General features: G+C 67.1%; 12 protein-coding genes. All 12 read right to left on the bottom strand.

What is annotated here, in order from left to right:
* Positions 1-65: 65 nt before the first annotated feature.
* The 12 genes from ppa to AC6LKG_RS12160 all read right to left on the bottom strand — a co-directional run bounded on the left by ppa (position 66) and on the right by AC6LKG_RS12160 (position 14,015).
* A complete protein-coding gene (ppa, locus tag AC6LKG_RS12215) occupies positions 66-596 on the bottom strand; it encodes an inorganic diphosphatase (protein WP_498164701.1) in 531 nt (176 codons plus the stop codon).
* 28 nt (positions 597-624) lie between these two features.
* Positions 625-2,250: a heme biosynthesis HemY N-terminal domain-containing protein gene (locus tag AC6LKG_RS12210; RefSeq protein ID WP_498164700.1), complete on the bottom strand. Its 1,626-nt coding sequence runs from the start codon at positions 2,248-2,250 to the stop codon at positions 625-627.
* Positions 2,251-2,255: 5 nt separating this feature from the next.
* Positions 2,256-3,449, bottom strand: a complete 1,194-nt coding sequence (locus tag AC6LKG_RS12205; RefSeq protein WP_498164698.1) for a uroporphyrinogen-III C-methyltransferase — start codon at positions 3,447-3,449, stop codon at positions 2,256-2,258.
* A 37-nt stretch (positions 3,450-3,486) separates the two neighbouring features.
* The gene (locus AC6LKG_RS12200) at positions 3,487-4,284 is read right to left on the bottom strand and encodes a uroporphyrinogen-III synthase (protein WP_498164697.1); all 798 of its coding nucleotides are present in this window, start codon (positions 4,282-4,284) and stop codon (positions 3,487-3,489) included.
* Complete coding sequence (hemC, locus tag AC6LKG_RS12195; protein ID WP_498164696.1) at positions 4,284-5,228, bottom strand: hydroxymethylbilane synthase; 945 nt, start codon at positions 5,226-5,228, stop codon at positions 4,284-4,286. Before hemC ends, AC6LKG_RS12200 begins: the two co-directional genes overlap by 1 nt.
* 9 nt (positions 5,229-5,237) lie before the next feature.
* Positions 5,238-5,360, bottom strand: coding sequence for a hypothetical protein (locus AC6LKG_RS12190; protein ID WP_020924500.1), 123 nt, complete (start codon positions 5,358-5,360; stop codon positions 5,238-5,240).
* The gene (locus AC6LKG_RS12185; protein WP_049072474.1) at positions 5,347-6,066 is read right to left on the bottom strand and encodes a TerC family protein; all 720 of its coding nucleotides are present in this window, start codon (positions 6,064-6,066) and stop codon (positions 5,347-5,349) included. The genes AC6LKG_RS12190 and AC6LKG_RS12185 overlap by 14 nt, the downstream gene beginning before the upstream one ends.
* A 116-nt stretch (positions 6,067-6,182) precedes the next feature.
* Positions 6,183-6,881: a TerC family protein gene (locus AC6LKG_RS12180; RefSeq protein ID WP_395757508.1), complete on the bottom strand. Its 699-nt coding sequence runs from the start codon at positions 6,879-6,881 to the stop codon at positions 6,183-6,185.
* Between the two features lie 257 nt (positions 6,882-7,138).
* Positions 7,139-8,020, bottom strand: a complete 882-nt coding sequence (gene sucD, locus AC6LKG_RS12175; protein WP_006388410.1) for a succinate--CoA ligase subunit alpha — start codon at positions 8,018-8,020, stop codon at positions 7,139-7,141.
* 103 nt (positions 8,021-8,123) lie between these two features.
* Positions 8,124-9,284: an ADP-forming succinate--CoA ligase subunit beta gene (gene sucC / locus AC6LKG_RS12170; RefSeq protein WP_006388409.1), complete on the bottom strand. Its 1,161-nt coding sequence runs from the start codon at positions 9,282-9,284 to the stop codon at positions 8,124-8,126.
* Positions 9,285-9,294: 10 nt separating this feature from the next.
* The gene (locus AC6LKG_RS12165; protein ID WP_049072472.1) at positions 9,295-9,897 is read right to left on the bottom strand and encodes a DUF2889 domain-containing protein; all 603 of its coding nucleotides are present in this window, start codon (positions 9,895-9,897) and stop codon (positions 9,295-9,297) included.
* A 143-nt stretch (positions 9,898-10,040) separates the two neighbouring features.
* Positions 10,041-14,015, bottom strand: coding sequence for a Pls/PosA family non-ribosomal peptide synthetase (locus tag AC6LKG_RS12160; protein ID WP_498164694.1), 3,975 nt, complete (start codon positions 14,013-14,015; stop codon positions 10,041-10,043).
* Positions 14,016-14,188 lie beyond the last annotated feature (173 nt).

Raw genomic sequence — 14,188 nt, 5'->3', positions numbered from 1 at the left:
CGTCGCGGCCGCGCCGCCTGAAGGCGCCCGCCGGTGCGACACCGGCGCGGCGCGGCAAGGCCTGATCAGGCCTTGTTGTAGCGTTCGGCGCTCTTGAGGATTTCCTCGTGGGCGGCGTCAACGCCCTTCCAGCCCTTGACCTTGACCCACTTGCCCTTTTCCAGGTCCTTGTAGTGCTCGAAGAAGTGCTGGATGCGGGCCGTGTCTTCGGCCGGCAGGTCTTCGTACGACTTGATGTTGCGGTACGGGGGGTAGAGCTTCTCGATCGGCACGGCCAGCAGTTTGGCATCGCCGCCGGACTCGTCGTCCATTTCCAGCACGCCGATGGCGCGGCAGCGCACCACGGCGCCGATCTGGATCGGGAACGGGGTCAGCACCAGCACATCGGCCGGGTCGCCGTCTTCCGACAGGGTCTGCGGAATGTAGCCGTAGTTGCACGGATAGTGCATGGCCGTCAGCATGAAGCGGTCAACGAAGATCGCGCCCGATTCCTTGTCGACCTCGTACTTCACCGGATCGGCGTTCATGGGGATCTCGATGATCACATTGAAGTCTTCCGGCAACTTCTTGCCGGGGGACACGCGGTCATAACTCATGATTGAACCTTGTCAGTCTGAAAGAGGATCAAAGCGAACCGTCGTCCTTGAACGGCGGTTTGGTGGTCGGCATCGGCACGGCGGCCGGCGTGGCCGGCACGGGCGCCGACGGCTTGGCTGCGGCAGGGCTGGCCGGCGAATAGGTGGGCACGGGATTGTCGAATGCCGCAGCCGGGATCGGCGCGCTGTCGAAATATTCGTCGATGTCGGACGTGCCGCCCGCCAGCGGCGCCTCTTCGGGCGCCAGCGCGCGCGCCTGCTGTTCCTTGCTGAGGCGGGCATCCGGGTCCAGCACGTAGTCCGAAGCGGACGCCGCCACGGCGGGCGGCAGGGAGGGATAGTCGCCACCGATTTCGGCATCGCCATCGGACAGCCCCACCGCATAGCCGCCTTCGGCGTCCAGGCGGTAAGGATCCGAGCCGGTGTCGGCGGCCGGCAACGCGGCATCGGCGGCCAGCACCGGCAACGCCATGCTGGCGGCGGTTGCCAGGCGCCAATGGCGCACCGCGTCGGCCGGGCGGTCGAGGCGATCGTACAGGCTGCCCAGCAGCGCATGGGTCTGGGCTTCATTGCGGCGCGACAGGCTGCGCAGCAGATAGCGCTCGGCCTGGCCCCAGAGCTGGCCGTTCAGGCACAGCATGCCCAGCGCGGTCAACAGATCCGGGTCGGTAGGACGCTGTTGCAGCCAGGTCTCGGCCTTGGCCAGGCGGCGCGACACCTGCGCGGCATCGCAACGGGCATAGGCAGCCACCAGGGCGGGATTGAACTTCACGGCGATGGCGGCCTCGAGCACCTTGGCCGCTTCGCTGGCCTCGCCCGCCGCCTCGAACGCGGCGGCGCCCGCCAGCGCGATTTCGGGCAACAGGCGTTCTTCGGACTTCAGGTCTTTCCAGACCGCGCGCCACGCGTCGTTGGCGGCACCCGCGCGCAGCCGCGCCGCGCCCGCCACGTCGATCAGGTGGTCAGCTTCGCCACGGGCCAGCGCATTGCGCCGCAACAGGCCACGGGCCAACGTGAAGACCTGCTCGTCATGCCGCAGGGCGGTATGCGCGCGCAACAGCAGGCGCATGGTATGCAGATGGCGCGCACCGCCATCTGCCAAGGGCGACAGCGCCGCCAGGGCGCGTTCGGGACGCCCCTGGTCCAACAACATGTCGGCCGAGACCGTCGCGGTGGCTTCCACCAGGCCGGGGTCGGTGCCGGCCTGTTCCTGGGCGGTCGCCAGCAGGCGGTCGCGGCGGTCGAATTCACCCAGACCATGCGCGGCACGGGCGGCCGACAGCGCCGCCAGCACGCGGCGGCTCTGAACCTTGGTCTGATCGAGCAACTTGTTCAGATCTTTTTCGGCGTGCGAATAACGGCCTTCGAGCAGCCCGATCCAGCCGCGTTCGAGCAGTTCGTGATCACGCGCCTGGGCGCGCTTGCCGCGCCAGGCACGCACGCGATCGGGAATGGCCAGCAACCAGGCCAGCAGGCGCAGGCCCACGTACAGCACCACGAATGCGGCCACGATCAGCAGCACGGCCAGCGTCAGCGACATCGAGATGCGCCAAGGCCAGACCAGCAGCAGCACATTGCCGGAATGGGAACGCAGCACCACCGCCAGGGTGACGGCGATGACGGCGAGCAGCAGAGTCCAGAACCAGGTACGCATGGGCCTTAGTCCTGGTCGCTGGTCTTGAAGCCGGCGGCACGCAGCGCGGCCACGGCGTTCAGGCTGTCGGACACGTCGGGCATGCGCACCGCGATGTCGGTCTGCGCCAGTTCGCGCGCCAGATTCCGGGCCGCGACGGTGTCGGGCGAACGGTTGTCGAAGTACTTGGCCAGCGTGGTGCCGACGTTGTCGAGTTCGCTCTTCCAGACCGTGGGCTGGCGCATCAGCATGGCCAGTTGCACCGTCAGCAGGCGCTGGCGCAACGTGCCACGCACCTGGTCGGCCTGTTCCGGCGACAGCAGCAGCGCGGCCGGTTCGTCGACGCGCTGGATGGTGATCAGGCCACCCAGTTCATGCGCCAGCGCCGAGCCGGCGCGACCAGGCCAGGACGCCACTTCTGCGCGCCAGCGCTGCCACCAGGGGGCGTCCGCCGGCAGCGCGGCTTGCGGATCGACCGCCACCGGCGCGGGCGCCGAGGGAGAGGCCTCGCCCGCCGGCGCGATGCCGGGCGCGGCGGCGTCCGGCACCAGCAGCGGCGCCTTGCCGATCAGCGAAACAAGACGCTCGATGCGGGCCGACTGCGCGGGAATGTCGACGGTGGACACGGCGCGCAGGCGGTCCAGGTCGCCATTGATCGCCTGCTGCAGGCTGGAAAAGCGCGGGCGGTCGGCACGGGCCAGGCGCGATTGCGCCGTTTCCAGCGCAACGATGGCATTGGACACATTGCCAGCCAGACGCAGTTGCTGGCTGCCGATGGTCAGCAGGCGTTCGACGTCGTTGGCCAGCAGTTCATCGCTGGCGCTGTCGTTGAAGTTCTGCCAGGCCTGTTGCAGGGCGTCGTACTGGCTCTGCGTCTCGCGCACGCTCTGCTCGAGGTCGGCCAGGCGGCGGGCCTGGGCCTGCGCCAGGGCCAGGGCCTCGCGGGTGTCCTTGCGCGCCTGGGCCACGTCGGTCGTCAACGTCTCCAGGCGCGAAGCGACCTCTCGGCCGGCGCTCACGAACTGGGTACGTTGCTTCCATAGGGCGTAGCCCAGGCCCGCGGCCAGCAGGATGACGATGATGAGGGCGGTCAGCAGCGGGCCGCTGCTCCGCTTGGCCGCGCGGGCCTCGACGGCATCGGCCGGAGCCGATGCGGGGGCGCTGGCGCCCGGGGCGGCCGCTTGAACGGCCGGATCGGTAGCGAGAGTCTTGTCTGTCATGACGCGATTGTATTCGGTGTCCGTCCGGTGCAACGAATCAAGCGGCAACAAAAGCCTGGAAAATCGACTCGTCGTTGGGCAAGCAGATTTTTACCACTGCTTGCGGCCCCCTGCCAGGCACGCGCCGGACCAGGGAAGGATGGGTCAGCACGAAGCCGCAATTCGCCCACCAAGCGCCCAGGCCGGCCGTCTGCAGGTGGTTGCGCACAGCGTCGGCGCCCTCGCCGCTGGTGATGAGCCAGGTGGGCTTCACCCCTTGCGCGGCCCACCGGCGCAGGCGCGCGAATTCGGATGCGTCCCATGGCGCCGGCCGCCGCGCGTAGGCTGCATGACGAGTCACGGCAACGCCATGCGCCTGCAACTGGTCGCCGAGCCAATCGCGCCCCTGGGTGCCACGCACCAGCAAGACGCGTGCCGGCAACCGCGGCAGGCCGCGAAGCACGTCCCAGAGCGCCTCGGAATCGTGGCTGGGGGCCTGGTCATCCGGATGCAGCACTGTTGTATTCGCGCCAAAAGCCGGTAACGCGTGCAGTCCAGCGGCGCTGGCCGGACCGACCGTGGCGGCGGCGACAGCCGGCGGCCAGGCCTGTGGAGCGCCAGCTTGCGCCAATTGATCGAGGTAGCACCGCGCGGCGTTGGCGCTGACGAATACCACCAGGTCGAAGTCCGCCGGCCGTGGCAGGCCGGCGTCGGCCGACAGCGGCTGGATTTCGAGGGCCGGCAGGATGCAAGGGGTCCAGCCGGCGCCGCGCAGGCGGTCCGCCAGCGCCTCATTGCGACCGGCGGGCCGGGTCAGGACGGCCACGCGCAGTGCCCGGGCGGCGGCCCCGTCCATCACTCGGGCGCGGCGTCTTGCAGCAGTTCGTCGAGGATGGCCTGGGCGCCGGCATCGAACAGCTCGGCGGCAGCCGCCTCGCCCAGCGCCTGCGCCTGGGCCAGCGGACCGCTGCGTTCGGCGCGCAGCATGCGCGTGCCGTCGGGCGAAGCCACCAGCGCGCGCACGTGCAGGTTGTCGCCTTCGATTTCGGCGTAGGCCGCCAGCGGCACCTGACAGGAACCGCCCAGTCGGCGCGACACCGCACGCTCGGCCAGCGCGATCGAGACAGCGCCGGGATCGTTCAGCGGCGCCAGCCAGGCGCGCAGATCATTGCGGTCGTCGCGGATTTCGATGGTCAGCGCGCCCTGCCCCGCCGCTGGCAGGCAATCGGCCGGATCGAGCAGGCAACGGATGCGGTCGGCCAGGCCGAGCCGGTAAAGGCCGGCAGCCGCCAGCACGATGGCGTCGTATTCGTCGCGATCAAGCTTGGCCAGGCGGGTATCGAGATTGCCACGCAGCGGCTTGACCACCAGGTGCGGAAAGCGCGCGCGGATCTGCGATTCGCGCCGCAGGCTGGAGGTGCCCACCACAGCGCCGGCAGGCAGGTCGGCCAGCGAAGCATGACGATTGGAGATGAAGGCGTCGCGCGGATCGGCGCGATCGAGCACGGCGCACAGCTCGAACGGCGCCTGCAGATCGACCGGCATGTCCTTCAGGCAATGCACGGCCAGATCGGCGCGGCCGTCGAGCAGGGCGTTTTCGAGTTCCTTGACGAAGAGCCCCTTGCCGCCCACCTTGGAGAGGGTGCGGTCGAGGATCTGGTCGCCCCGGGTCGTCAGGGTGAGGAGTTCAACCGCGCACGCCGGATACAGCGTGCGCAGCCGATCGCGCACATGCTCGGCTTGCCACAGGGCAAGCCGGCTGGCGCGGGTCGCGATGACCAAGCGTTGCGGTTGCGACACGTCGCGCCATCAAACGAAGTTGGAGACGATGACCGTCGCAACAACCCCGAGGATGGCCAGCACGAACAGGCCCTGCAGCAGGCTCAGGCCCGATTCGGATTGCTGGGGATCGGCGGATCTACGCAGACTCATGTACGGATTCCTTGGAGGCGGTTTTGCGGCTTGCCAGCCACCGTCCAAGGACAACAACGAGCAAGGCGCCGAAGATTTCTACGCCGATTTTAACCGCAGTGGGCTGGACGCCGAATTGACCTTCGACAAACACGTCCGTAACCAGCATGCCGCCCGCGATCCAGCCTAGCAGCGCCGCGCCGAAGGTCACCACCAGCGGGTAGCGGTCGATCAGCTTGAGCACCAGCGTGCTGCCCCAGATGATGATGGGCACGCTCACGACCAGGCCGAAGATCACCAGGCCGATCTGATGGTCGGCGTGGGCGTTCTGGGCCGCGCCGGCAATGGCGATGACGTTGTCCAGGCTCATCACGAAGTCGGCGATGATGATGGTCTTGATGGCGGCGATGATGGATGTGCCGCCCTTCACATTGCCATGGGCGTCATCCTCGGGCACCAGCAGCTTGACACCGATCCACACCAGCAGCAGGCCGCCCACCACCTTCAGGAACGGGATCGAAAGCAGGGTCAGCGCGAAGGCGATCAGGACCACGCGCAGCAGGATGGCGCCGGCGGTGCCCCACAGGATGCCCTGCATGCGTTGCTTGGGCTCCAGGTTGCGACATGCGAGCGCAATCACTACCGCGTTGTCGCCGCCGAGCAGGATGTCGATGAGGATGATCTGGAATACCGCTGCCCAACTCAGCGTCTGGAAAAACTCAAGCAATTTGAACCCCCGAAGGCATTTATCAAAATAAAGGCCGGCCCCGTGCCGGCCAGCCCGCCGCGCGCCTGGCACGCGGCGGGCCTACTTCAAAACCACTTATTATTGTAGTTCAGCTTTCAGTCAGCTTTCTGGCGCATCAGCAAAACTTTACCGATCGCCAGTACCAGTACCGCGCCCAGCGCCCCGGTCATGAGGGCAAAACTGTGCTGCGTCACACCCAGTGCCGCGTCGATGCGCGCCACCGGTTCCTGCAGGGCCGGGTCGCCCACCAGCAATTCGCCAGCAATGAAGCCCAGCAGCGCCGCGCCCACCCAGACGATGAGAGGGAAGCGCTCGATGACCTTGAGCAGCAGCGTGCTGCCGAAAATCACCAACGGAATGCTGATCGCCAGGCCCAGCACCAGCAGGGTCGTGTCGCCCATCGCCGCCGCGGCCACGGCCACCACGTTGTCCAGGCTCATGACCAGGTCGGCGATCATGATGGTGCGGATGGCGGTCAGCAGATTGCCATGGGTCTTGCCATCGCCCTCTTCCTCGCCTTCCGGCAGCAACAGGGTCACGCCGATGTACACCAGCAGCAGCGCGCCGATGAGCTTGAGCCACGGCAGCATCAGCAGCTTGGCGGCGACCAGCGTCAGCACGATACGCATGATGATCGCGGCGGCCGAGCCAACCACGATCGCTTTCTTTTGCTGCGCCGGCGGCAGCGAGCGCGCGGCCAGCGCAATCACCACGGCGTTATCGCCCGACAGCAGAATGTTGACCCAAATGATCTGGAGCAACGCTAACCAGAATGCCGCTGAACTGAGTTCCATACCTCTCTTTCCTAGGACGTGATCCCCCTAGGACAAACCAAATGAATGGGTGGAAAAGACAAAAAGACGTACTGACCGTCTTGGTGCGAGCCCGACGGCATTCTTGCAGGGTACGTGCTGAATTTCTTTCATTATAGTTTCGTTCAGCTTTCCGTATGTTTCACCGGCCGCATCATGGACACGGGGTTTCCCTAGGAGCGGCAAGGCACGAGCAAAAAAAAGGCCCGCCAAGGCGGGCCTTCTTCATGCACACAACCTTACAGCACCGACTTGAGCAGCTTGCCCATTTCGGAGGGGTTGCGCGTGGTGCGGATGCCGCAGGCTTCCATGACTTCCAGCTTGGCGTCGGCCGTGTCGGCGCCGCCGGAGATCAGCGCGCCGGCGTGGCCCATGCGCTTTCCGGGAGGGGCGGTGACACCGGCGATGAAGCCGACGACCGGCTTCTTCATGTTGTCCTTGGCCCACTGGGCGGCGTTGACTTCGTCCGGGCCGCCGATTTCGCCGATCATGATGACGGCGTCGGTGTCGGGATCGTCATTGAACATCTTGAGGACGTCGACGTGCTTGAGGCCGTTGATGGGGTCGCCACCGATGCCGACGGCGCTGGATTGACCCAGGCCCAGCTCCGTGACTTGCGCCACGGCTTCGTACGTCAGGGTGCCCGAGCGGCTGACGATGCCGATGCGGCCCTTGCGGTGGATGTGACCGGGCATGATGCCGATCTTGATTTCGTCCGGGGTGATCAGGCCGGGGCAGTTCGGGCCCAGCAGCAGCGTCTTGCTGCCCTTGGCTTTCATGCGGTTCTTGACTTCCAGCATGTCGCGGACCGGGATGCCTTCGGTGATGCAGATCACCAGATCCAGTTCGGCCTCGACGGCTTCCCAGATGGCGGCGGCGGCGCCAGCGGGCGGCACGTAGATGACCGACACGGTGGCGCCGGTGTCGGCCTTGGCGTCCTTGACCGACGCGAAGATCGGCACGCCTTCGAAGTCCTCACCGGCCTTCTTGGGGTTCACGCCGGCCACGAAGGCGGCTTTGCCATTGGCGTACTCGCGGCACATGCGAGTGTGGAACTGACCGGTCTTGCCCGTGATGCCCTGGGTGATGACCTTGGTGTCCTTGTTGATCAGAATCGACATTTGTGAATCCTTGGATTTTCTTTGTACCGCCGGGCCGCCCCAAGGTGCAAAGCGCCCCCTTGGGGGGCAGCAAGCCACGAAGGGGCGCGGCGTGGGGGCATACTTACTTGACGGCGGCGACGACGCGGGTGGCGGCTTCGGCCATCGTGTCGGCGCTGATGATCGGCAGGCCCGACTCGGCCAGCATCTTCTTGCCGAGTTCTTCGTTGGTGCCCTTCATGCGCACGACCAGCGGCACGTTCAGGTTGACGGCCTTGCAAGCGGCGATCACGCCTTCGGCGATGACGTCGCAGCGCATGATGCCGCCGAAGATGTTGACCAGGATGGCCTTCACGCTCTTGTTCTTGAGCATGATCTTGAAGGCTTCCGTGACCTTCTCGGCCGTGGCGCCGCCGCCGACGTCCAGGAAGTTGGCCGGCTCGCCGCCGAACAGCTTGATGGTGTCCATGGTGGCCATGGCCAGGCCGGCGCCGTTCACCAGGCAGCCGATGTTGCCGTCGAGCTGGATGTAGGCCAGGTCGAACTTCGAGGCTTCGATTTCAGCCGGATCTTCTTCGTCCAGGTCGCGGTAGGCGACGATTTCCGGGTGACGGAACAGGGCGTTGGAGTCGAAGTTGAACTTGGCGTCCAGGGCGATGATGTTGCCCTTGCTGTCGCGGTTCAACGGGTTGATTTCGACCAGCGAGGCGTCGGTGTCCATGTAGCACTTGTAGAGCTTCTGGAACACGTCCACGGCCTGGGCGGTCGAGTCGGCGGGCAGGCCGATCGCGTTGGCGATCTTGGTGGCTTGCTCGGCCGACAGGCCGGTCAGCGGGTCGATGTATTCGGTGACGATCTTCTCGGGGGTGGAGTGGGCCACTTCCTCGATGTCCATGCCGCCTTCGCTGGAGGCGATGAAGGCGACCTTCTGGGTGGCGCGGTCGGTGACCAGCGACACGTAGTATTCCTTCTGGATGTCGGCGCCGTCTTCGATGTACAGGCGGCGGACCTTCTGGCCTTCCGGACCGGTCTGGTGCGTGACCAGTTGCATGCCCAGGATTTCGGAGGCGAGCTTGCGCACGTCGTCCAGCGAGCGCGCCAGCTTCACGCCGCCGCCCTTGCCGCGGCCGCCCGCGTGGATCTGTGCCTTGACGACCCAGACCGGTCCACCCAGCTTTTCAGCGGCAGCCACGGCCTCGTCGACGGAAAGAGCGGGAATCCCGCGCGGCACCGGGATGCCAAATTGCTTCAGCAGTTCCTTGCCTTGATACTCGTGGATTTTCATGTGTTACCTGTCAGGACGTATGAGAAAGAGAAGGTGAATCGGAGGTCGAATCGGCCGATGCCTCAGCGCTACCCCCGGTGTACCACTTGGGATAGTGCTCAGCCACCACCGGGCCGTCGGTGCTCAGGGCATGACAGCCGTCCAGTTGGAATGGACGCCGATTCGGGTTGCTTTCCTGCCGCCGGCGGTTGGCCATGGTCTGCACCGCCGCGGTGGGAAGCACCTGCGACAGCTCGGTCATGTGCGTACAGCCCTCGACATGGCCGAAGCGCTCCTTGACCTGACGGCGGAACCCCTTGAGCAGGTTCATGCCGACCAGGTCAGCGTAGGCGGATTCGATGGCCATGCAGTGCTCGCCGTAGGGCGCGGCATCATAGACGGCCCGCGCGGCCACGATGGTGAAATCGCCATCGATGGTGATGCGCAGGTGCATATGGTGGATGGGTTGCCCCGCCTTGAACATCTCGCCGTCGCGCTTGGGGAAATCGTACGCCTTGACGTCGATGAGCTCGGCTTCCAGGTCCCAGTTGCCGTCATCGCGCGCATACGACTGCACGCGTATGGAACGCGTGTGCAGCGGCTGGCGAGGACAATCCGGCGGTGGCAAGGGCATGCTTGGGGCCTGCGGGGCAGAGACGGCCGGCGCATGGTGCGCGGCAACAAAACCTTCAAAGTATAGCGCAGCCCGCCCTGCCCCGAGCGTCAACCTGCGCGGCGCGCGCCCTGCGGCGGCGGCGCGCGTCACCCCAAACCAGTTCAATGCCGCGTCCACGGCGTGGCCGGGCTGCCTATCCAGGCCTGCCCGGCCGGGATGCTCTCGCCCTTGAGCACCAGGGTCAGCGGCCCGAGCCGCGCGCCGTCCTCGACCCGGGTGTCATACAGGATGGTGCTACGCGGCCCGACATTGACCCCACTGCCGATCCGGACCAGCCCGATCTTCATGACACGGTCCTCGAACAAATGGGTCTGCGGCCCCGACCAGGCATGCATGACCGTATCGTCCCCAATTGATACGCAGTCATACTCGGTCATGTCGGTGGTGTCCATGAACACACGCTTGCCAATGCGTGCGCCCATACAGCGCAGTGCCAGCGGCAGCCAGGGCGTGGCGCGCAGGAAATTGAAGAAGTTGGGCACCGCGATGGACTCATACAGGCTTGTGACCGCCTCGCTCTTCCACACGAACGGCGTCCACATGGGCTCGGCGCGGGGCCGGTAGCGGCCGATCAGCAACCACTTGAGCAATACCAGGAACAGAAAGGCGCCGACCCCGAACAGCACGCCGGCCAGCATCAGCTCGTCGAACGCGCCCAGGAAGCCATCGCGCGCCGCGATCGGGATGACTTTCATGACCGTCAGATACCCCACCGCGATGACCACCGCCAGCGGCAGGATCATGCGCACCAGCTCGACCGCGCCGCGCGCCACCTTGCGGCCCGGGCTGGGATGGAAGGTCAGGTGCGCGGGAAAGCCCGCCGCCTGCTCGCGCGCCGGCAGCGCCAGCGGCGGATTGCCCAGCCAGGTCTGGCCGCTGGCCATGCGGGCGTTGGCCGGCGCCCGGCTCTGCACCCCAATCAACACGTCGTCGGGCAGCACCGAGCCATCCGGCACAAAGGCGCCATTGCCGACAAAGCTGCGGTTGCCGATCATCGTGGGCCGCATGGTCATCCAGCCGCGGTCGATCTCTTCGTCGCCCAGCATTACGCCATCGGCGATGAAACTGTCACGGCCCAGTGTCAGCATGTCGGGCACGATGCCCATCGCCGTCGAAATCTCGGTGCCGGGCCCGACCTTGGCGCCCAGCAGCCGGTACCAGGTGCCGGCGTAGATGGAGGCATACAGGCCGTGCAGCACGCTCAGACTGGACTCCTGGATCTGGTTGGTCAGCCAGCGCCGCAAATAGATCTGGCCATACACCGGCCAGCGGCCGCTCGCCAGGCGCGGCAACAGCGTCCAGCGCAGCAAGGCGGACACCAGCACCGTCAGCAACAGCAGCAAGGCACTGGCCGGCAAGGCCAGCAGCAGGTATGCCAGGAACGCCTGCGGCCACCACACGCGCGAGCCCATCAGGTCGAGCCAGCGCGCGTCGATCCAGTCGATCAGCACGAAGCTCGGGAATACCGGCATGAAGAACAGTGCCGCGATCAGCGTGCCACCGGCCGCGTAGGCCAGCACGTCGAGCCGCGCCCAGCGGCCTTCGCGCACCGGACGCGGCGGCAGCTCCGGCGCGCGCGCCTGCGGATCGTGCCGCGCCGGGGCGCCGCTCCAGACCTGTCCGGCCGGAATGCGCGCCCCGGCGGACAGTGACGACAGCCCCTCCAGGCGACCCTCGTCGCCGATCTCCACATCGCCCTGCAGCACCGCGTACGAGCCGACATAAGCGTTATCGCCCAGCGCAATGGGCGCCACATGCCAATGCGCCCCGCGCACTTCGAAGTTCTCGAGGTTCACGGCGGCGCCGATGCTGGCCCCGGCGCCGACGCTCAGCAGATCCGGCGCCCGCACCGAAACCCGGCTGATGGCGCAATCGCGGCCGATGCGCGCGCCCAGCGCCCGCAGATACCAGGCCTGCAGCGGTGAACCCGCCAGCAGATGCGCCGGCGGGATGTCGAGGATGCGGTCGACCAGCCACCAGCGATAGAACGTCCAGCCATAAAGCGGATAGCGGCCTGCCCTGAGCCGGCCCAGGATGCCCCACTTGCAAGCCACCGCCACGCCGAAGCTGAGCAGGTTGCAGGCCAGGTAGCTGGCGATCGACAGCGCCACCGCGCGCCACACCGAATCGCCCTCGTCGCCCGTGAAATAGTGATAGGTGAAGAACGGCGTCAGCCAGATCAGCATGCGCACGCCGATCAGCAGCGGCAACGCCGCCAACTGCCCCAGGCCGCAGGTCCACCGGCGCCACTCCGGCGCCCGCTCGACGACGCCCGCCCGGCCCGGCTGCGCCAGGGCCTGGTCCGCGTCGGCCGCCAGCGCGTCGAGCCGCGCCGCCAACGCGCCGAGCACGGAGTGCTGGTACAACTCGTGCATGGTCAGGGCGGAAAACTGTGGATGCTTGCGCAAAGAGGACACCAGCCGCGCCGCCAGCAGCGAATGGCCGCCCAGGTCGCGAAAGAAATCGCTCGCCAGCCGCAATGGCTGCCCCGGGAACAGGGGCCGCAGCGCCTCGAACAGCGCCTGCTCTGCCGCCGAGGCCGGGATATCGTCCTCGCCGCTGGGTTCGGAGGCCGTAGCCAGTTCGCGCGCCTTCAGGTCCTTGCGGTCGATCTTGCCCGACGTCAGGCGCGGCACCTCGGAGACCAATTCGAAGCGCGCCGGAATCATATAGGCCGGCAGTTCCGCCGCCAGCGCCGCACGCAGCGCGTGCGGGTCAAGCCGCGCGTCGCCTTCCGGGGCCAGGAACGCCACCAGTTGCTCGATACCGGCCAGATCCCGCAGCACCACCGCGGCCGCGCCGACGCCGGCCTGGCGATAGAGCGCCGCCTCGATCTCGCCCAGTTCGACGCGAAAGCCGCGCACCTTGACCTGGTCGTCGCTGCGGCCCAGGCACTGGATCCGGCCGTTCTCATCGATGCGCGCCAGATCTCCGCTACGGTACATGCGGGTGTCGTGCTCGCCCGTGGGGCGGGGATTGGCCAGGAATTTCTCGGCCGTCAGCTCGGGCCGGCCCAGATAACCGCCGGCCACGCCCGGGCCGGTGATACAGAGCTCACCGGTCTGGCCCTGCGGCAGGACCGCGCCGTCCTCGCCACGGATCAGCATGCCGTAGTTCGGCAGCGGCGTGCCGATGGTCACGGGCAGGCCGGGCAGCAGCTCCGCCAGGCTGGCCGACACCGTGGTCTCGGTCGGGCCATACGTGTTGAACAGGCGTCGGCCGGGCGTGGCCCAGCGCTGCGCCAGGAATTCCGGACACATCTCGCCGCCCAGGTTGACGATGCGCAGGCTCGGCACGTCGCGGCCGAACAGCGCCAGCAACGTCGGCACCGCGTGCAGCACCGTCACGCCCTCGCGCACCAGCGCTTCGGGCAAAGCCTCGGGATCGGTGGTCAGCATTTTGGGCGCGACCCACAGCGTGGCGCCGACCAGGTAGCTGATCCAGATTTCCTCGAACGACATATCGAAGGCCACCGAAAAACCCTGGTAGACCTTGTCGCCCTGGCGCACGCCCAGCACTTCGTTTTCGCTGCGCAGGAAATGGCAGATACTGGCCTGGGTGATCGGCACGCCCTTGGGCTTGCCGGTGGAGCCCGAGGTGTAGATGACGTACGCCGGGTGTTCCGGCAACAGGCCGTCGCGCCGGCGCAGCGGCGCATCGACCGCCGCCGACAGTTCCCAGGGGGTCCAGGTGATCATGCCATCCAGGCGCACGTCGCCGCCCGCCACCAGCCCGCGGGCGCCCGCATCCTGCAGGCAGGCAAGCATGCGCTCGGGCGGCGTGTCGGATTCGAACGGCAACCAGGCCGCGCCCGCCTTGGCGATGGCGGCCTGCATCAGCAGCAGTTCGTCGCCGCGCGGCAGGCACAGGCCGACGATGTCGCCGGGCCGCACGCCCGCCTCGATCAGGTGGTGCGCGGCCAGGTCGGCGCGCCGGCCCAGCGTTTCATAGGTGAGGGATTGATCCAGCCAATGAATGGCGATGGCGGCGGGAGACCGCAGGATCGTGGCTTCCAGAATATCGGGCAGCGTTTCCGCTTGCAGCAGATCCGGCCGATAGGGGCCTTGGAGAATCATAGGTACGGCGAGGCGCCGGGAAATGGGATGTTCGCCTATTGACCCGCGTGCCATGATTTCGTTCCGGCACGGACGAAAAAAAACCCCGTGCCGCGCATGGCGCGCGACACAGGGGGCGGGGCTCGCGGCCGCGGCGGCGCAACCGTCCGCAGGCCTGCGGACGGCGGCCCGGC

The sequence above is a fragment of the Achromobacter sp. 46006 genome, assembly GCF_059761975.1.
The sequence above is the reverse complement of the archived record's forward strand: the minus strand, read 5'-3'. Positions and strand labels throughout refer to the sequence as shown.

What these genes read in the sequence shown, in the direction of transcription:
- sucD (WP_006388410.1), bottom strand. Translation starts at nt 8,020, where the DNA reads ATGTCGATTCTGATCAACAAGGACACCAAGGTCATCACCCAGGGCATC.
- AC6LKG_RS12190 (WP_020924500.1), bottom strand. Translation starts at nt 5,360, where the DNA reads ATGAGTCTGCGTAGATCCGCCGATCCCCAGCAATCCGAATCGGGCCTG.
- AC6LKG_RS12205 (WP_498164698.1), bottom strand. Translation starts at nt 3,449, where the DNA reads ATGACAGACAAGACTCTCGCTACCGATCCGGCCGTTCAAGCGGCCGCC.
- AC6LKG_RS12160 (WP_498164694.1), bottom strand. Translation starts at nt 14,015, where the DNA reads ATGATTCTCCAAGGCCCCTATCGGCCGGATCTGCTGCAAGCGGAAACG.
- ppa (WP_498164701.1), bottom strand. Translation starts at nt 596, where the DNA reads ATGAGTTATGACCGCGTGTCCCCCGGCAAGAAGTTGCCGGAAGACTTC.
- AC6LKG_RS12210 (WP_498164700.1), bottom strand. Translation starts at nt 2,250, where the DNA reads ATGCGTACCTGGTTCTGGACTCTGCTGCTCGCCGTCATCGCCGTCACC.
- AC6LKG_RS12165 (WP_049072472.1), bottom strand. Translation starts at nt 9,897, where the DNA reads ATGCCCTTGCCACCGCCGGATTGTCCTCGCCAGCCGCTGCACACGCGT.
- sucC (WP_006388409.1), bottom strand. Translation starts at nt 9,284, where the DNA reads ATGAAAATCCACGAGTATCAAGGCAAGGAACTGCTGAAGCAATTTGGC.
- AC6LKG_RS12180 (WP_395757508.1), bottom strand. Translation starts at nt 6,881, where the DNA reads ATGGAACTCAGTTCAGCGGCATTCTGGTTAGCGTTGCTCCAGATCATT.
- AC6LKG_RS12200 (WP_498164697.1), bottom strand. Translation starts at nt 4,284, where the DNA reads ATGGACGGGGCCGCCGCCCGGGCACTGCGCGTGGCCGTCCTGACCCGG.